This window comes from Rhizobium sp. 01T417 (genome assembly GCF_056398905.1).
The window spans coordinates 1-18,988 of record NZ_JBFTQH010000024.1 but is presented as its reverse complement, the minus strand read 5'-3'; the positions used below and the strand labels follow the sequence as shown (position 1 = coordinate 18,988).

General features: G+C 58.1%; 14 protein-coding genes. 3 read left to right on the top strand and 11 right to left on the bottom strand.

The features are described 5' to 3' along the window. Window positions 1-128: 128 nt before the first annotated feature. Entirely contained in the window at window positions 129-1,391 is a 1,263-nt protein-coding gene (locus AC1DPR_RS21365) for a HipA domain-containing protein (RefSeq protein ID WP_477817100.1), read from the bottom strand. After that, entirely contained in the window at window positions 1,388-1,618 is a 231-nt protein-coding gene (locus tag AC1DPR_RS21360) for a helix-turn-helix transcriptional regulator (RefSeq protein WP_018859659.1), read from the bottom strand. The genes AC1DPR_RS21365 and AC1DPR_RS21360 overlap by 4 nt, the downstream gene beginning before the upstream one ends. A gap of 413 nt (window positions 1,619-2,031) precedes the next feature. Here AC1DPR_RS21360 and AC1DPR_RS21355 point away from each other — a divergent pair, with 413 nt between their 5' ends. Then, a complete protein-coding gene (locus AC1DPR_RS21355; protein ID WP_477817099.1) occupies window positions 2,032-2,223 on the top strand; it encodes a hypothetical protein in 192 nt (63 codons plus the stop codon). 434 nt (window positions 2,224-2,657) lie between these two features. Here the strand turns inward: AC1DPR_RS21355 and AC1DPR_RS21350 are convergent, their stop codons facing one another. The 5 genes from AC1DPR_RS21350 to AC1DPR_RS21330 form a co-directional block, all read right to left on the bottom strand. Further along, window positions 2,658-3,440, bottom strand: coding sequence for an ABC transporter permease (locus tag AC1DPR_RS21350; RefSeq protein WP_477817098.1), 783 nt, complete (start codon window positions 3,438-3,440; stop codon window positions 2,658-2,660). Further along, a complete protein-coding gene (locus AC1DPR_RS21345; RefSeq protein WP_477817097.1) occupies window positions 3,437-4,615 on the bottom strand; it encodes an ABC transporter permease in 1,179 nt (392 codons plus the stop codon). The genes AC1DPR_RS21350 and AC1DPR_RS21345 overlap by 4 nt, the downstream gene beginning before the upstream one ends. After that, window positions 4,612-5,676, bottom strand: coding sequence for an ABC transporter ATP-binding protein (locus AC1DPR_RS21340; RefSeq protein ID WP_477817096.1), 1,065 nt, complete (start codon window positions 5,674-5,676; stop codon window positions 4,612-4,614). Before AC1DPR_RS21340 ends, AC1DPR_RS21345 begins: the two co-directional genes overlap by 4 nt. Before the next feature lie 79 nt (window positions 5,677-5,755). Beyond that, complete coding sequence (locus tag AC1DPR_RS21335; RefSeq protein WP_018859640.1) at window positions 5,756-6,796, bottom strand: ABC transporter substrate-binding protein; 1,041 nt, start codon at window positions 6,794-6,796, stop codon at window positions 5,756-5,758. Between the two features lie 117 nt (window positions 6,797-6,913). Further along, window positions 6,914-7,462, bottom strand: a complete 549-nt coding sequence (locus AC1DPR_RS21330; RefSeq protein WP_018859639.1) for a cupin domain-containing protein — start codon at window positions 7,460-7,462, stop codon at window positions 6,914-6,916. 179 nt (window positions 7,463-7,641) lie between these two features. Here AC1DPR_RS21330 and hisD point away from each other — a divergent pair, with 179 nt between their 5' ends. Then, the gene (hisD, locus tag AC1DPR_RS21325) at window positions 7,642-8,955 is read left to right on the top strand and encodes a histidinol dehydrogenase (protein ID WP_477817095.1); all 1,314 of its coding nucleotides are present in this window, start codon (window positions 7,642-7,644) and stop codon (window positions 8,953-8,955) included. A gap of 405 nt (window positions 8,956-9,360) precedes the next feature. On the opposite strand, the gene AC1DPR_RS21320 is transcribed toward hisD, so the two are convergent. The 4 genes from AC1DPR_RS21320 to AC1DPR_RS21305 form a co-directional block, all read right to left on the bottom strand. Next, window positions 9,361-11,619 carry a VCBS domain-containing protein gene (locus AC1DPR_RS21320; RefSeq protein WP_477817094.1) on the bottom strand — a complete coding sequence of 753 codons (2,259 nt, stop codon included), beginning with the start codon at window positions 11,617-11,619 and terminating at the stop codon, window positions 9,361-9,363. 253 nt (window positions 11,620-11,872) lie between these two features. After that, the gene (locus tag AC1DPR_RS21315; protein ID WP_477817093.1) at window positions 11,873-14,635 is read right to left on the bottom strand and encodes a cadherin-like domain-containing protein; all 2,763 of its coding nucleotides are present in this window, start codon (window positions 14,633-14,635) and stop codon (window positions 11,873-11,875) included. 184 nt (window positions 14,636-14,819) lie between these two features. Continuing rightward, complete coding sequence (locus AC1DPR_RS21310; RefSeq protein ID WP_477817092.1) at window positions 14,820-16,160, bottom strand: HlyD family type I secretion periplasmic adaptor subunit; 1,341 nt, start codon at window positions 16,158-16,160, stop codon at window positions 14,820-14,822. Continuing rightward, window positions 16,157-17,917 carry a type I secretion system permease/ATPase gene (locus tag AC1DPR_RS21305; RefSeq protein WP_477817091.1) on the bottom strand — a complete coding sequence of 587 codons (1,761 nt, stop codon included), beginning with the start codon at window positions 17,915-17,917 and terminating at the stop codon, window positions 16,157-16,159. Before AC1DPR_RS21305 ends, AC1DPR_RS21310 begins: the two co-directional genes overlap by 4 nt. A gap of 255 nt (window positions 17,918-18,172) precedes the next feature. Between AC1DPR_RS21305 and AC1DPR_RS21300 the strand changes: the two genes are divergently transcribed. Next, window positions 18,173-18,709, top strand: a complete 537-nt coding sequence (locus AC1DPR_RS21300) for an AraC family transcriptional regulator ligand-binding domain-containing protein (RefSeq protein ID WP_477817090.1) — start codon at window positions 18,173-18,175, stop codon at window positions 18,707-18,709. Window positions 18,710-18,988: the final 279 nt, after the last annotated feature.

Genomic DNA, 18,988 nt, shown 5'->3' with positions numbered 1-18,988 from the left:
CGCGCGACGCTGCTCTGCAGCTACGCCTGGTTTTAGGAGGTTTCACCGCAAGCCGGCCGCACGCGCTGCGACCGGGGTCACAACTCAATATTTGGGTTATGTCTGCGGAGATGGTTGGCGCTGTTGAGTTAGATGCTCAGGGCCACGAGTTTGGCACGGTCTGCGATCGAATCGGCTACATGATCTAACGTCACAGCATTTGTGGCAAGTGGAGACATCTTTTCTGACAATCGGGGAATCGCGTCCCCTGTGGCATCTGATAGTTCTTTCACCCGACGGCGTACTAAGAGTAAGCCGACACCTGTCTCCTTCGAGAAAGCCTGCCAACCAGCGGCGTCCATTTCCGAAAGCGTTGCGCGTTTGCCGATTCGCATAGCCATCTTCGGCGAAAGGTCTGGATAGGCCACCGTGGATAGCAGATCGTACAGCGGAGCCATTCGCGGTCCACGATCATCATAAAGGATCGAGAAATTCTTGCCGTGGGCATCCGCATTTCCGACAATGAGATTGAAAATCGCAGCATCCAAAAGCTTTGCGATGTCCGGACCCGGCCGCTCAGATACCCGCCGCAATAACTCAAAACAATCCCTAAAGGTCGGCCCGCCCTCGCTTGCATACTTAGTTTCAGGTGGCACACCGAGTGCTTGGCAAAAGTCTTCCTGATGGATGCGGCGAACCACACCGTCGGCATCGCAGTAGCGATCGTATCGCTCGACCAAAAGGAAAGGGCGACCATTCGCGGACCTCGGTTCGACGGGAGCAACGTCGAGCCCGATTGCGGCAGCAAGCCTCATCACGAAGGCTTCATTCTCGCTGGTCCCCGGAAAGCGCGCAATTGGTGGTTTCAAGATGTGCGTAGTCGCCTGGCCTGGAAGCGGTAGGGCGACTTGGCCATCGACTAGAACAACTGGAACTTTAGATTGGGCGCCCGCAAGCGATAGCCTCAAGCCTTCCTGGCCGGCCAATAGCGGCCGTGTCGGAAGTGCGTCCAATATCCGAACGATTCCTGCCTCATCCAGAGGTGCCGTTTGCTGATCCGCAATCGGTTCTGCCCCGATAGGTTCCTGATCTTCAGGCAAAAGCTGAAGCGCGCCGGCGACGTCGCCGCCCAAGCGATCAAGAAGCGCGAAGTCGTTGGCAGGTGAAACACCCAACGCCTGCGCCGCAACAAGACGCTGGCTTTCTTCTGGCAGCAGGCCCCCGAAAAATGGCCGGCATTCACGGCGAGAAAAACGTTGTGGACGCTTCGGAAGTGAGGCCGACAGTGGAGGCGTCTTTTCGTCATCAAGCCAAGCTTCAGCGTATGCGAAGCCGATATCGCCATGCTTATCTTGGGTGAATTGCCCGACAATGCGATCACCCCACCAGACATTGAGAACCCTAACCGTCATTTTCTACGTTCACCAGGGGCTAGAATATCAATCGAACAACCCAGCGTTTGCAGAACCTGCAAAACCTTTCCTATCTGAGCTGTCGGCTTGCCGGCTTCGAGGTCAACAATGAACCTTAGGCCAACTCCAGAGACCCCGGCAAGCTCGTCCTGTCGCAAGTTTTGCTCCTTGCGTGCGCTGCGTACTAGGGCGCCGATATCGGCTGGACTTCTGACTTGTTTTGCCATCTTTATTTCCCGATCGGGAAAATAACAGCACATCAGCCGCCCTGTCGAGTAAATTTTCCCGATCGGGAAAATCATGAGCGCCCGATGATCTGTGTTTGGAAAAATTTCCCGATCGGGAAAATCAGATGGAGCCGATGCGGTGCCGGGAAACCTCGGCCGATTGGGAGTTATGGCCCCGCTGATTGGGAATGGCAGCGGTTCCTATCCTACTGAAAGTCTTGCAGACTAAATCACAACATCGGATTCCGATCCAGCTTCGATGGCGAAAACGTCCTATCGCACGTCGGGCGCCCTCCGCTAGGCGTGACAACAGTTTGTCGCCAAATCGACCTGCTGAGTCCTCCGGTCGATGCACGACAACAGTCGCACCAAAGGATCCGAGGACATGTCCTTCAAAAGGCCGACATGAACTGGTGATCGCAAACATCTACGCTCTCGGCATCGAGAAATGGTGCGGCTCGTTCCCGGTGACCTCCGGCCTGCTGCGTGTCGGGCTATCGCCCCGCGCCCCAGTCGGCCACGCGGCTCGCGACCGCCTCGAGATCCCCACTACGGTCCCGGCGCGCATGGCCAGCAGGCCACTCCGCGACTCGCTCCATTCCTGACGCCACGGCACCGACGAGATCCGCATGGGACCCATCGTTTCACCCGCCAGCTGGCCCCCCTCCGCGCGGCCGCTTAGTCCACTGCTTTTCGGAGAGAAACCGGCCGAATCCAGCATAGCGAAGCGTTGTCTCAATGCTGGTTTCGCAACAGGTTCTGGATTCGCTATGGCCCCGGTGCCGTTCACGATCACCCGAGGCGATGGAAGGCCTGTTCGAGAAGCAAGTGGAGACCAGCGCTGCGCTGGATGCCCTGATTGCTGATCTGACGGCAGCGCGTCGCTCCCAACTTTAGGAACCGAGATGAGCCATCTTTTTGCTGTGTCAGCCGTCGCTCTGGCCTTCTCCCGCTCCGCCGGCGTGCGCGGGATCAGAAAGGCATCGCCGTGGGTCTCAGTGTCTTGGTCAATGATGACTAGGCAGAAGCTTGCAACTGCTCAGGCCCGCTGTGCCCTCCTCCCAATGTTCACCAGCAGGGCGATAATGACGGTGCCTGCGATGAAGACGAATGCTGCGGCAGCGATGGCCGGACTGATATTCTCCCTGATTGTAGAGAACATCTGACGGGCAAGGGTGCGTTGGTTAGGTCCGGCCACGAACAACGTCAGGACGACCTCGTCCAATGACGTTGCAAACGCAAAAACGGCACCGGAAATGATGCCCGGCATTGCCAGGGGAAGAGTCACAGTTCGTAACACCACGTGGGGCGCTGCTCCCATGCTCGCCGCAGCATGCTCCAAGCGATGATCTATCCCCTGTAGAGATGCCGTCACGTTGACCACGACAAACGGTATAGCGAGAACCGAATGAGCAATGATGACGCCGAGATACGTATTGGCGAGACCGTACTGGGCGAACATAAGCTGCATCCCTACCCCAAGCACAACCGCTGGGACGACCATGGGCAGCAAGAAGACAGTACGGATGAACCCAAATAGTAACGAAATCTTCTTTCCGCGAAGGCCCAGAGAGCCAATTGTCCCGAGAATAGTAGCAAGGACCGTCGTTCCCGCACCAATAACTAAGCTATTGAAGATCGAGCGGCGCCAGGCGTCCGCCGTGAGAAGTTCGTGAAACCACCGAAAAGAGAAGCTTGGGATCGGGTAGTTGAGGAACACGCTGTTGGTAAAGGCCAACGGCAAGATTGCGATCAAGGGAGCCATCAGAAAGAAAACGACGGCTGCTCCGAAAACTAGCTTTGCGATGGTCAACGGCCTCATGTCCGAGCCTCCTCAGAAGAAAGCCGCAGATAGACGACATAGAGAAGGATCGTCGCTATCAGGAGCACCAAACCGAGTGCGCCTGCCATGCCCCAGTTCGCAGCACCCGTCGCATAGTAGGCAATAACCGAACTGATCATTTGATCCTTGGCACCGCCGATAAGCGCGGGCGTGATGTAGTAACCAAGTGCACTCATGAAGACGAGCAGCGATCCAGAGACAACGCCGCGAAGCGAGAGGGGAAGAAGCACAAGGTAAAAGGAGCGGACCGGATTTGCCCCGAGCGATGCGGCCGCAGGCATGAGATTCTTGGGAATACTGATCAGCACACTGAAGATCGGCAGCACCATGAACGGCAATAGCACGTGGGTCATGGCGATCACGACCCCAACCCTGTTGAAGATCAAAGGGATGGGCCCGCTGGTCAAACCAACTGCTTGAAGTGTGGAGTTGATTAGTCCGTTGTCCTGAAGCAGGATGAACCAAGCCGCTGTTCGAACGAGAAGCGATGTCCATAGTGGCAACAGGACTGCGCCCAACAACAACTGCCTGGTCCAGCCTGTGACTGAGGATGCGACCATTGCAAACGGCATGCCCAGCAGAATGCAGCAAATCGTGACAGTAGCGGCGGTAGTGAGCGTCCGGATCAAGGTATCCCGATTGGCGGACGTTCCTGCTGGAGCACTCGTGATCGATCCATTTACGTCCCGGGTCAAATCCACGGCGGCAAGCAGGTTGCGGTCCGTTATTGGAGAACTTGCTGCGTCTTGGATCGCAATCCAGAATGCGGGATCACTCCAGCGATTGTCGATCGTTGTAAGGTCGCCAATGTTGGGGTCGGATGAAACGGCGGACTTTGTTTTACTCATCAGGGTGCGAAAGCCTGATTTGGCGCTGTTCAATCGCCGAACGAGATCCCCAAAAAGCTCGTCGTCCTGGATGCCCCGGATGTCGGCTGCAAAAGCCCTTTGAGCGTCAGCTGGAGGAGCGCCCGCCCTGTCCCACCCCTTCAATGCAGAGGCGACCGTTGGCAGAGCACGAGATGCGACGGGGTCGGATACTGCCGACTTCATCATGGTCGCGAGCGGCGCGACGAAGAAGAAGACGAGAAAGAGCGCCAGCGGCGCTACCAACAATAACGATGCGGCTTGCTTCCAGAGCCAAGTGTCCTTCATGCCACGATCCAGCATTGTTCTGGAGAGAAGGAAGCGACAACTTCATCGCCAACGCTCAGTGGCGAGGATTTACGGTTCGCCTTGACGATCAAGTCTTTCCCTTGGTTGCGAATGCGAACCTGCAGATGGTCCCCATGATAGACAATATCGGCGACCGTGGCGCTCAGGCGATTGCTGGCTGGCACATCGGAATTGATCTCGACACGCTCGGGTCGAACCGAAACCTTGACCGGTTTGCCCACGTCGGCGATCGTCGAGGTTCGGACCTCGATATTTGCGCCGCTTTCGAGATGGACGCCCAAGACACCATTTCCGGCACTCTTGACCTTGCCCGTTAAAAGGTTCGTTTCCCCGATGAATTCAGCAACGAACTGCGTCTGTGGGTTATCGTAAATTTGTGCGGGCGTTCCGATCTGTTCGATTTTCCCGTGATTGAAGATCGCAATCCGGTCGGACATGGTCAGCGCCTCCGTCTGATCGTGAGTGACAAAGACGATCGTCAAACCGAGCCTTCGGTGGATGTCACGGATGTCGAGCTGCATTTGCTCGCGAAGCTTCTTGTCAAGAGCACCGAGGGGCTCGTCCATCAAGACGACTTCAGGTTCGAATACCAACGAACGCGCCAGGGCCACACGCTGTTGCTGTCCCCCGGACAGCTGGATCGGTTTCCGATCCTGAAACGCGCCCAACTGCACCATATCGAGCGCCTTCCCGACCCTCTCCACGATCTCAGATCTGGAGACACCCCTCATTTTCAGGGGAAACGAGACATTTTCTGCAACTGTCATGTGGGGGAACAGAGCATAGTTTTGAAAAACAACGCCCATATTGCGCTTGTAAGGCGGCAGGCCGTCGACACGCTTCCCGCCAACAGATATCGCGCCGCTGGTCGGCTTTTCGAAGCCCGCAAGCATCATGAGCAAAGTCGTTTTGCCCGAGCCGGAGGGGCCCAGCATGCTGACAAACTCGCCCTTTGCAATCGCGAGGTCGAGATTGTCGACGACAGTCATGATCCCGAACGATTTGCTGACTTTTTCGAATTGAATGAAGGCGTTTGTCATGTAAGCCGACTCTTCTCTAACGCGAACTGCTGAAACAGCCGTTCGACAAGGGGCCTCCGTGGAGGCCCCGCACCAATAGTTACTGACCGAGCCAAGCGTTGAATCGCTGGGTCAGTTCCTCAGAGTTATCCGTCCAGAAGTCGACATCCAAGGGAATTGCGCCCTTAAGATTTTCTTCCGAGGTCGGGGATTCCTTCTGGTACTTCTCGGGCACGAGCTTGGAGGCGCCAAGATTTGGCAAACCGTAAGCAATGTATTCTGGCAACTTGGCCTGGTTTTCGGCTTTGCTTGCGTAGGCAATGAAGTCCATGCCCGCGTCCTTGTTGGGAGCATCCTTCAGAATGACCCAGCTATCGATAGCGTAAACGCTGCCTGGGAACACGAAGCCGAAATGCTTGCCTTCAGAGCGGTTGATGCCGGTGATACGACCATTGTAGGCTGCTGTCATAACGACTTGGCCAGAAGACAGGAGCTGGAGGGGTTGCGCACCTGCATCCCACCAGACGATGTCTTTCTTCAGCTCGTCGAGCTTCTTGAACGCACGGTCGACTCCGCCTTCGGCGCTGAGGACCTTATAAACCTCGTTAGCCGGAACGCCGTCCGCCATCAGTGCGAATTCGAGCGCATATTTCGGCCCCTTGCGAAAGCCACGCTTGCCTGGGAATTTTTTGGTATCCCAAAAGTCCGCCCACGTCTGAGGTGCTTCCTTAAGCTTGTCAGCGTCGTAAGAAAGACCAGTTGACCAAACAATGTTACCAACACCGCAATCACTGACGGCTGCTGGCAGGAAGGTCTCCTTACCTCCAAGCTTCTGCCAGTCGATCTTTTCGTAGATGCCGTCCGCGCAACCAAGAGCCAATTCCTCGGATTCTACTTCGACAACGTCCCAGTTCGGCGTTCCAGCCTTAACCTTGGCCTGGAGAACACCGTAGCCGCCATCCCAGCTCTCATCGAGAACCGGTTTGCCGGACTCCTTTGCATATGGTTCGAAGAAAATTTTGCGCTGCGCGTCTTGGAAATTTCCACCCCAGGACACAACTGTGAGATCACGAGCTTGGGCGGCGAGGACGCCAGTCACCAATACTGTTGACGCAATGAGCGAGACTTTCAGGAGTTTCATCGGCGTTCCCTTTTGTTGGTTTGAACCTCGAACAGGAAACCACGTTTTGCCACTTTTGGAAGTGAGCCTTGGGGGCTTGGTGACTATTCTCACCGCTGGTGATCGCTGCTTGGAGGGTTAATACGTGGGCGGGGTGATGGCGCTCAGAATTTCGCTCTCCCCATCGTGGACATTTCTGAATCGATGTGGAAGACGGCTGTCAAAATAGTAACCATCGCCCGGGCGCAAAATTTTCTGCTGTCCGCCCACGGTAACCTCCACCGCTCCCGACAGGAGCATGCCTGCTTCCTGGGCCGCATGGGTGAACGCTTCGCCAGAATCTGCCCCCACCGCGTAACGCTCGTGGAGCATCAGAAGCTGCCTGTTGGGATGATCGAGGCCAATCACTCGATATGAGATGGTATCGACCTTGCCAATTTCTACGAGATCTTGGGACGTGTAGAATGGGGTATACGGTAGGCTAGACTGCAAATCTGAGAAGAAACCCGGCAGCGTGGTACCCAGCGCGTCCAAGACCGCACTCAGCGTGTCGATCGAGGGGCTCATCCGATCCCGCTCAATGAGGGATATCGTCGAGTGTGAGATCCCCGACCGTGCTGCAAGTTCTCTAACACCCAAATCGCGACGACGACGTAGCTCTCTGAGCTTCACCCCAATTTTTGGCATGCGATTTCCCTTTAGAATATGCGCCTTCGCTAGCATGGCATTCGTTAGCACGCACGCCTATCCACAATGCGTGCAGTCTTCGAGACGTGGTGAAAATACTGAACACCTGTCTAGTGGGCAATTGTCTGAGTGGCTTCAGTGCGGGATGCTTCGTTCCAGCACGCACATAGGAGAACCTCATGACATCGCGGCTCGATGCCCTGAAAGGCAAATTTACACGGATCAAGGAACCGAAGCGCGACGCAGTTTCCGACACTGCTTCGATTGAAAAGACGGTTAAGGAGATCATCGCTAGCGTACGTGAGCGGGGCGACGCCGCGGTGCGTGAATACTCGGTGGCGTTCGACAAGGCCGACGTCACCAACTTCGAGGTTACCGAGGAAGAGAAGCTGAAGGCCATCGCCGATCTCGACCCGCAAACCCGGGAAGACACTGAGTTCGCCATTGCAAACGTCCGTCGGTTCGCGGAAGCTCAACTCGGAACCATCCTGCCACTCGAAATCGAAAGCCTGCCGGGCCTACACCTTGGCCACCGCGTCATTCCTATCGAGATCGTGGGCTGCTATGTTCCGGGGGGTCGTTACCCCCTCCTCTCGGCGCCGGTCATGACCATTGTCCCGGCCAAGGTCGCTGGTTGTGACCAGGTAATCGCATGCCTTCCGCCGAATGCTCATCCCGCAATGATCGCAGGCTGCCATCTCGCTGGCGCAGACCGCATCTTCCGCGTGGGTGGAGCCCAAGCGATTGCGGCTATGGCATACGGTACGGAAACGATCCCAGCAGTCGACAAGATCGTTGGCCCGGGCAACGCCTTCGTCAATGAGGCGAAGCGCCAAGTATTCGGTCAGGTCGGCATCGATCAGCTCGCTGGCCCGAGTGAAATCTTTATCGTTGCCGATGAGACGGCCAATCCTGCAACCCTCGCAACTGACATGCTGGCCCAGGCAGAGCACGACGTACGCACCCGCGTCGGCCTTGTTACAACCGACCGCAAGCTTGCAGAAGAGACAATCAAGGAAGTAGAGAAGCAGCTTGAAACTCTCTCGACAGCTCCTGTCGCCAGTGTTGCCTGGAAGGATTATGGTGAGGTCACCGTTGTCGACGATGAAGAAACCTTGATCGCCTACTCGGATTACATCGCGACGGAGCACCTTCAGGTCCATACCCGTGATCCACAAGCGACCGCTAAGAAGCTGCGCAACTACGGCTCCCTCTTCATTGGAGAACTGGCCAGCGTTGTCTACTCCGACAAGTGCTGCGGCACAAACCACACGTTGCCTACGATGGCTGCTGGCCGTTACACCGGTGGTCTCTGGGTTGGCTCCTACGTAAAGATCGCCACGCACCAGTGGCTGGATGAGCGCGGTGTTGCAGCAGTCGCCCCCGCGGCCGTTCGGCAGAGTGCCACAGAAAAGCTCGAAGGCCACCGCCGCGCGGCAGCGCTTCGCCTAAGTCCCCAGCAGCTTGCCGCAGCAACTAGGCAAGCTGATTAGGGCTAATCGAGATAATCAAATTTTGCGGCAGTGGGAGGCCGCCCGGCAAACGAAACCGGGCGACCTTTTCTTCTGAGCGAGCGCCTCATTGAATCTTGTAATAATCGACCGCGGTCTTCGATGACACGCGATACCGTGGCACACGGCAACAAGCACTTAACCGAGAGAAATGTCGTAGGCAGCCGCCTGCCACGCATTGGTTGTCAGGATCAAAGGTGGTAAGGGCGACCCTGCCACAGCGGCCGAAAGCAGCCATGATCGCGAAACAGCACAGGATCGTGGCAATGCACTGCTCCGTGGTTGCCGCACCGACATACAGGCAGAGAGTCTGGCCCCAACTATTCTCGGAGCCTCCTGTCATCAAGAGCGGCGAGGCGGTAGTCCCCTTGCCCTGATTCTGCCAGATTAGATGACCCATTCCTGGATCGACACGTGGTCGACGGCGAAGCCGGCGTAGCCGTGCCTAACTCCGTTCGCGTCCGTGCAATCCGTCATGCCGGTCGACTCGATCGTCAGGTGATCTGCGCCGTCCTGACCGGTGACATCAACCTTAAAATCGTGGAACTTGTTCCAATCGACCTGACCGCCCGCGTCCGTGAAGTCAGCCAAGCTGATATCTTTGACCACCTGGCCGTTGAACCTGAACAGGAGATGGTCATCTGCGTCGGGCTGGTACGTGTTGGTACCCACGCTGTTGGTGAAAACGATGTTCTCGGCGGCGACGGAGACAGTCAACTGTGCCCGCTGACCCGTTCCGAGGTCAAGGTCCTGACCGATCTTGATGTTACCCGGCGATGCCGACGTGTCGAGCCACTGGTGTTCGTCGGCGGCGAAGCCGGTGACAAAACCGAACTTCTCGTGCTGCACCTGCATTGGCTGCGAAGTTCCGGCTTCGTTGTTCCACCCTGCGATGGAGTTGAGATTGATAAAGCCGTGTTCGTTGTTGGCGTTATCCTGCTCGAAGTTCCAGTTCTTGACCAGTTCGTTTCCGCTCAGGTGTTCGCGGCAGTCAGAGACCCAGTCGTTCAGAACGACGTGATCAATGGCCAAGCCTTGGTAGGCAGCGTCTTGGCCGCTCGACTTGATGAACAACTGATCGGTGGCCAAGCTGTCATTGGCATGCACAGTGACGTCGAACTTGTAGAACTCATTGGCGGTGGCCAGGTCCGAGGCTTTAACCGTCTTCACGAGTTCGTAGTTCCACCAAAACTCCACCACCGCGTTCGGATCCGTGTGGCCATCGATGCCGAGATCTTGCTTGGCGATCGAGAACGACAACTGAGCGTCGTGCTCAATATTGGTGGTCCTGTTGGACTCGCTCAGCTGTATCCAGATGTTACCTGGCGATGCCGCAGTGTCGAGCCATTGATGCTCACCAGCACCAAATCCCGTCTGAGGACCGTTCGTGCCGTCCACAACTTCCATCGACTTCGCATAAGTGCCGAGGCCTTGGCCTTCAGCGTAATCGGCAACGTTGAACCAACCGGTCGGTGCAGACGTTTGCTGATAACCGCGCGGGTCGGTTACGACGGTGTCCTCGAAAGTCCACGAGGCGATCACGTTGCCGGCGTGTGGAGAGCAAACCGGCTTTTCGTCCGTGCCGGCGATGTCGATACTGACCGAAGTCTCGGTGCCGTCGAAGCTGAACACTTTGAACGTGTCGGTGTAGTGCTGGTCCTTCACGAACTCGTTGTGGGCGCTGTCGGCGGTATAAGTCCACTTACCGTCGGTACCAATCGAGAAGTGACCGTATTCACCGGCAAAGTTGGTCTGTGGCTTGAACGTATCCTGACCAGCGTCCGGGTCGGTGGCGGTCAACTGACCGTGAGCCGAGATGTCGGCTATCGTGTCACCCTCGGTCAGGTGCACCACGTCGGCCGATAATTTCGCGACGTCGTTGACACCAGTGATGTTTAACGTCAGCGTGGCCGTGCTGGTGCCGCCGTGCTGGTCGGTCACGGTGTAGTTGAACGTATCGGTAGCGGGCTCACCTTCCGCCAGCGCCGTCGCATGATTGGCGACGTAACTGTAACTGCCGTCCGACTTGATCGTGAGATCACCGTAGGCACCCTGGATAAGGGTGCCCGCGTCGGTGACATTGGCGGTCCCGACTTTCAGCACTTTCAACGTCTGGCCGACGTCCGAATCTGAATCGTTCGCCAACACACCGTTGATCGCCGACACGGTGATGGATGCGTCTTCGGCAACCGCCGCGCTCTCGCCCACCGCAACCGGTGCGTCGTTAATCACGACCGGGGCTGGCGGGGGCGGCGTACCAACAACATCCACGTGAGCCGAGGACCATGTACCCTTGTTACCGGTTTGGACCATGTAGTCGAAGTCCTGACCGTGTTCACCGATGTCAAACGACATCCAATTGTGAGTGACCGGGTCGATCTTTACGGTGATCCCGTGAGCGAGCAGGTAAGCCTTCTGCGCGTCGAGGGTCGGGATGCCGTTGACAACGGCACCATATTTGCCACCGGCGTAGTCGGTGATGTTGCCGAGGAAAAACTGCTTGGTGACGTCAACCTTGGCGGCCCCGCCGGGGTCGTTCTTGAGCAGATCGGCGATGGTGAAGTCATAGTCCCCGTTCAAGCCGACGACGTCGTCCTTGGCCGCGCCCGAATTCTGTGCGGAGTTTGATGTTGTAGAAGTACCCATTTTTTGCGTTTCCAGTTACTGGAGGCTATGTGTGTTCCGGGTCCCGTCGTCGCCCTGTTCACGACGGGTCGGTAGACGGACGGGACGTTTCCCTCCCGTCCGCTGTTATCAAGCGATGATGAAATCAGCGGCTGTTAGCGCCGTCCCGGCATGAAGCTGGGCGAACTGGACCGCGACACCGGCACCGTTGGCGTACGGTCGAAGAGCGGGCCGAAAGGCCCGCTCCCAATTCGCTCGCGAGAAGGATCGCACCTCAGAGGATGAAATCCGAAGCGGTCAAGCCCAGGCCGGTACCTGTCAGGGTGATCGTCATTTCGTCGTTGCCCGTATTGCCGTTGGTATCGAAGTGAACGGTCGTGTTCCCGCCACCTTCAGTGAACCAGACGCCGTGCGCGGTGGCCACGGTGCCACCGAATGTGAAGTCACCAGTACCTCCGCGACCCGAGTTGATCGAGTGCACGTCGATTTTATCGAACCCATGGTGGAAGTCGTGGATCGTGTCGGGAGCGTTGAACAAGCTATCGTCTGCAGTCGTAAACACGAACTTGTCGTTGCCGGAGCCGCCCCAGAGGTGATCCGCACCGTTACCGCCGGTGATGTTGTCGTCGCCTGATCCCCCATAGATCGTATCGTTTCCATTTTGACCCTGGAGATCGTCGTTTCCGCCACGGCCGTACAGGGTGTCGCCGCCATCTTTAGCGTTGACCTGATCGCCGTTTATGGGGTCGTTAGTGGCAACGATTGTATCGGCTTGTTGGCTTCCATTGAAGGTGTGGCCATTGCCGGTGGCACCGCCCGACGTCACTTGTAGGTTGCCATTGACGTCGCGGACGTCATAGTCATTTGTGGTGTCGCTATCGGCTTCGACCACGTCGGTGATTGCGAGATGGACGTTCTGCGAGGCGTCCGGATTGCCGCCGACGCTTGCGTCATTGACGTTCACCGTCACGTCGTAGCTTTTCTGCGTCTCGAAGTCCGCGCCGCCGATGAAGTGCAACTCGGTGCCGACGATCTTAAACGCCGCAGCGTCGGTGCCCGACAGTGACACTACGTTGGTCCCCAGCGCGTCGTCGGAGACAACGATGTCGGCAACCTTGATCTCGCCGCCGTTCTCCGCCGTCGACGCCAGCGTGTTCGCCAGCGCCACGCTCGGTGCCTCGTTCACGTCGGTGATGGCGAGATGGAAGTTCTGCGAGGCGTCCGGATTGCCGCCGACGCTTGCGTCATTGACGTTCACCATGACGTCGTAGCCCGCCTTGGTTTCGAAGTTCGCACCGCCGTTGAAGTGCAGCTCCTTGCCGCCACCCGCTCCGTCCATGATCGAGAACGAGGCCGCATCCACCCCCGACAATGACAGCACATTGGTGCCAGAATCGACGTCCGTCACTGCAATATCGGCAACCTTGATCGAGCCCCCATTCTCGGAGGTCGATATCACCGTGTTCGACAGTACTACCGCGGTCGGCGCGTCGTTGACCGCCGCCAGCGATAACGTCTGGCTGGCCGTGACGTCGCCGCCGTTACCGTCGGTGACATGGTAGCTGAGGTTGACCTGACCGTTGAAGTTGGCGGCCGGCTTGAAGGTCCAGCTGTCGTCGGCGTTTTYGGCCCAGGTGCCGTCATTCGAGGACAGCCCCGAGACCGAGAGCGCGTCGTTCTCCACATCGGTGTAGCCGGCCAGAAGATCGGCCTTGCTTATCGTGTAGCTCGTGTCCTCGGTACCGGCCGTGAGCGTCGCCGGCGTACCGGTCAACACCGGCGCGTCGTTGACCGCCGCCAGCGATAACGTCTGGCTGRCYGTGACGTCGCCGCCGTTACCGTCGGTGACATGGTAGCTGAGGTTGACCTGACCGTTGAAGTTGGCGGCCGGCTTGAAGGTCCAGCTGTCGTCGGCGTTTTTGGCCCAGGTGCCGTCATTCGAGGACAGCCCCGAGACCGAGAGGGCGTCGTTCTCCACATCGGTGTAGCCGGCCAGAAGATCGGCCTTGCTGATCGTGTAGCTCGTGTCCTCGGTGCCGGCCGCGAGCGTCGCCGGCGTACCGGTCAACACCGGCGCGTCGTTCGCCCCGTGGATGGTCACTGAGATAACCTGCGCGGTCCCGTCGGCGGTATTCACCGTGATGCTGTCGGTGTAGTCGGTGCCCTGCTTGAACTCGTTGTGGGCGTCGTTCATGGTGTAGTTCCATGAACCATCCGCCTCGATCGAGAACGAACCGTATTTGCCGGCCACGTCGGTCTGCTGCTGGAACGTCGCCTGATCGTGATCCGCGTCGGTGACCTCAAGTTTTCCGGTGTACACCTGTGCTTCGTTCGTCTCGTCGAAATCACCCCCGACTTCACCGCTGATCTTGGCAGCGTCGTTCATGCCGGTGACCGTGATGGTCAACGTCGAGGTAGCGGTACCACCGTGACCGTCGTTCACGACGTACTCGACTTGGATTGCCTTCTGCTCGCCGGCGGCCAGCTTCTGGAACTCAGCACCGGAAGCATCGAACGTGTAAGAACCGTCCGAGTTGAAGGTAAGGCCAGCCGGGGCCGTACCCTTGAGCGAGTAGGTCAGGCTGTCGCCGTCGATGTCCGCGCCCTTGACGTTACCGGAGATGCTCTTGTCCTCTTCCACGGTGTTCGTAAAAGCTTCGGCCGTCGGTGCGTGCCTCACGTCCACGTCGGCCTGTGACCACGTACCCTTGTTGCCCATCTGGACCATATACTGGATATCGGTGGCGTCGTTCTTGATGGTGAACTCGGTGAAAGCGGCGTTGCTCTCGATGTGGTGCGCCAGGAGATAAGCCCTCTGCGCGGCGACGGTCGGGATGCCGTTAACGATCTGGTTAGCGGCGTAGTCTGCAATCTTCCCGAAGAAAAACTGCTTGCTGACGTCGTTCTTCGCCGCACCGCCGGGGTCGTTAGCCAGCAGGTCCGCGATGGTGAAGGTGAGGTCGCCGTTCAGGCCGACGACGTCGTCCTTCGCGGCGTTGTTCGTCGTTGCCGACGGGGATGATGGCGATTGAGCCATTGTACTCTACTCTCTGTTTCCGAATAAGGCTGTTTGTGGACAAACCAATCCCGCCGCCGCCCCCTTCGCGACAGGGTTGGTGTCTGTGAATTTGTGAGAACCCCCTAAAGACCCTCGTTGGCGTTGTTCGGGGCACGGAATAACGTGTTCACATTGTTGGCGTTTTGTTGCCCCGTATCTTTGTTTATTTTTCCCGCAGGGACCGGCGGAAGTTCTGGGTGATCGGCTCCGAGAGGTATTCCAGCACGGTCCGGCTCCCCGTCCGGATCATCGCCTCGCTCGTCATACCCGGCAGCAACTTGCGCCCCTCCAGCTTGGTGAGTTCGCTCCTGTTGATCAGGATGGTTGCGGCGAAGTAGGGCGCGCCTGTCCGCTCTTCCACAAGTCTGTCGGCTGATACGGTGTCCACGACACCGTCGAGCGGGGGTAGGTTGTAGCGGGCGAGCGCCGGGAAGTTCGCGTGTGCCGTCTGGCCTGGGGCGATCGTCTCGACGTCCTCGGGCTTCACCATGGCCTCGACCACCAATTGTTCGTCAAGAGGCACGACCGTCAACAACGTCTCACCGGGCTTCACGACGCCGCCAGTCGTGTGGACTTTCAGGTCCATGACGATACCGTCCACCGGTGCGGTGATGTTGGTGCGGGCAAGCACGTCCCTGGCAGCACGCTCCTGTTGACGGAGATCGGACAACTCCGCCTCGGTCTTGCTCAACTCATCGACGGCGTCGTTCAGCCGCTTGGTGTCGAGGTTCAAGATCTGCATTTGGATCTCGGCCATGGCGCTTTTGGCGCGGGCGACTGATGCTGTGTTCGTCGCCCGCTCACCCTCGTATTCGTGCTGCTGGCGTCTGAGCAACAAACCCCGCTCCCGGGTTGTCAGACCCTTCTGGAGCAAGACGTCGAGGTCGTTCGCCTCTTTGTCGATGTCTGCGATCTGCTTGTCCTCGGTCGCAATGAGGTTCTTCAGTCCGGCAATTTCGTCCTCGCTCTGCTGGCGGCGCTGGGCGAGAATTTCCCGCTCGTCCTTCAGGTTGTGGTACTTCGCGTTGAACAAGTCCCGCTGCGTGATAATCGCCTCCTTGGCAGCTGCCGACGGGTTTGAAAGCAGTACCGGGCCGAACTCGACCTCGCTCTTGTCGTCCCGCTCGGCTCGTAGCCGTGCGGCCAGAGCCTCGCGGGTGACGATACGGCTCTGGATCAGGTCCAACTGTGATTTTGCCTGAGTGCTGTCCAATCTGACCAGGACGTCACCTGCCTTGACGATGAGGCCGTTGGTGGCGTCCAGTTCCTTGATGATGCCGCCCTCGAGATGCTGGACCTGTTTCCGGTCACCGGCGACCTTGATCACGCCCCCGGCGACGGCGGCACTGTCCAGTGGGGCCAACGCCGCCCAACCACCGGCCACGCCGAAGAACAGGGCCATTATCGCCACGCCGGCGTAGGTCACGCCCTTGATGCGCAGTGGTCGATGTTCCGGCGTGGGCATCTGGATACCGGGTAGAGGTATGATGTTCTGGCGGCTCATGCTTCTTTCACCTCTGTCATTTTTTCCTTGACCACCATCTGCGCTACCTTCGGCATCTGGGCCACTTTGCGATTGCGGCTCGCTATCTCGGCAAACACTGCGTCACGCGGGCCGAACAGGTCCTGTTGACCTCGGTTCAGCACCAGCACCTTGTCCACCTGCTCCATGATGCTCGGTCGGTGGGCGATCAGGATGACGCTCATACCGGTGTGCTTGGCTGCGCTGATGGCCTCCGCCAAAGCGTCCTCACCATCCTTGTCCAGATTGGAATTCGGTTCGTCCAGTATCAGCAGTGCGGGGTTGCCGAAGAATGCCCGTGCCAACCCGATTCGCTGGCGTTGCCCACCGGATAGTGACGCACCTGCCTCGCCGATCTCGGTGTCGTAACCCTTCGGCAATCCCTTGATCAGTTCGTGGACGCCCGCCGTTTGCGCGGCCTTGACGACCTTGTCAAAGACCGTGTGGTTCAGTTTGGTAAACCGGGCGATGTTCTCGGCCACCGTACCGGCGAACAACTCGATGTCCTGCGGCAGGTACCCGACGTGGAGACCCCGGTCCTCAGCTGCCCACTCGGCGACGTTCATGCCGTCAAGTAACGCCCGCCCGCCGGTCGGTCGCCAAGCACCAGCCAGTATTCTCGCCAGACTCGTTTTGCCAGATGCACTCGGGCCGATCATCGCCAGTACCTCACCGGGTCTGAGTTGGAAGCTGATTCCTCTCAGGATCGGCTCACCGTCCGTTCTGGCTAGCGTGATGTTCTCTGCAGTGAATCTGCCGGTCGGTCGCGGCATCGGGAAAACTGGGACGTCTTCCTGGCGGTTCCCAGCGATTGCCACGAGACGCTTGTAAGCAGCACGTGCCCCGATCGTCGCCTTCCACGTCCCGATCGCTTGTTCCACCGGGGCCAGCGCACGACCCATCAGGATTGAGGCCGAGATCATGATACCGGGCGAAGCCTCGTTCCGAAGCACGAGATAAGCACCGATACCGAGTACACCCATCTGGAGAGCCATCCTGTAGCATTTCGCGAGGGCTGAGATCGTGCTGCCCCTGTTGGCTGCTGTTGTCTGCTCGTTACTCGCCTTGTCCTGTTGGGCCCGCCAGACTTCGAGCAATGGCTTCATCATGCCCATTGCCTGTACGACTTCGGCGTTCCGGATCGCGGCCTCGGCCTGTTGGTGTGCTCTGGCTTGTGCGTTACCGGCGTCTGTCAGGGGCTTGCGGGTTACCCACTCGTTCAGGAATGCCAGTGCGAACAGCCCGACACCGCCGGTCAGCGCCAACCAACCCAGCCACGGGTGCATCAGGAAGATCGCGGCGAAAAACAGTGGTGCCCACAGCGCGTCGAGGATCGGGTAGATACTTGGGCTGGTGAAGAAATTCTTGACTTGGTCGAGATCCCGCAGTGCGCGACCGTTCCCCTGACCGGGAGACACGGCGGACAGCTCAACTGATGCCGTCAGCAACACCGGTGCCAACCGCGCGTTCATCCACGCGCCGATCGTGGCCAGCATTCTGGATCGCACCACGTCCAGACCCGCCATCGTCACAAGCGCACAAGTGGCCATTAGCGACAGCATCAACAACGTTTCCACGCTGTGGCTTGATAGCACCCGGTGGTAGACTTGGAGCATGTAGATCGTCCCGGTCAACATCAGTATGTTGATCCCGGCGGTGAACACGATCAGCGGTCGCACGGCGCGTCTGGCTTCTTTCGTCACCACCTGCAAGGCAGGTGGGTGTTTGGCTGTTTTCATCTCTGTCCTCAAAAACCCCATAAGCTACGGCGGTTTGTGCGTAGCCATTCGTGACTTGTTCACATTGTCGCTATGTAATTTCGTCGCTGAAATGCGGTTGAGGCGCACTGCCTAGTTTTCGCAGACGGATATACAGAATTGGCGAGGTGCTCGGCTTGCCATGCGCAGACAAAGATTTGCGCTGAGCTGCCATACGTCGCATACTGCGTGTGTCGCGGTGGCAGCGATGTCCAACCCGTTTGTCAGAGACCAGCATTGGCGCAAGTTTGTCGACGAATTATTTTGCTCGACGACCAAGGGGAACGCAGTTGGCCAGTTCACGAAGGGCGGGAACGATGCCCCAAGAGCTCATATCCACCTCTCAAAGGCCCACTGCTGCGCACAGCAATGGGGTTGGCTTCGCGCCTGGCGCTCTCCCGGATCAGACAGAAAAACATCGATCCGCTGCCCCTGCTGAAACGATCCAACCTGACCGAGGCTATGCTCGATGAGCGAAAGCGCCTCAGCATCGCATCGCAGATAGAATTCCTAGGTGAGGCGTCTCGGGTGCTCAACGACGAGCGGCTCGGCCTCACTCTGGCGAAACAGCTCGATCTGCGAGAGATCGGCATGATCTACTACTTGGCCGCCTCGTCGTATTCATTTGGCGACGCTCGTCGCCGGATTGTACGATATGCTCGTGTGGTCAGCGAAGCGTCGGAACTTCGGATCGACCGGCGGGGTACGAACATTAAATCTGGCCATATCCTATTCGGGATTTTCCAGACACGCCGACCGACATCAGGCAGCTGAAGGGTTGAGCTTTGGCGAAATCTTGGACCAACTACGGCGTGACTTGGAAATGGCTACCTCGAGGACGATCTTCCGGCATCGCAAATCCCGTGGTTGCTTGGTTTTCATCAGCCCAGCTCTTTCAGTCACGTGACGCTCGAAGCCGTCTCTGGGCGTGTTCCAGAAGATTGCGGTGAGAAAGTTGAGACCGGCGCTCCGGTGATGTTGCCGCCCGTGGTAAAAACAGTCGTGATACCGCACCTGAGACGACCTTACCCCAGAAGAGGCCGAGATGAACGA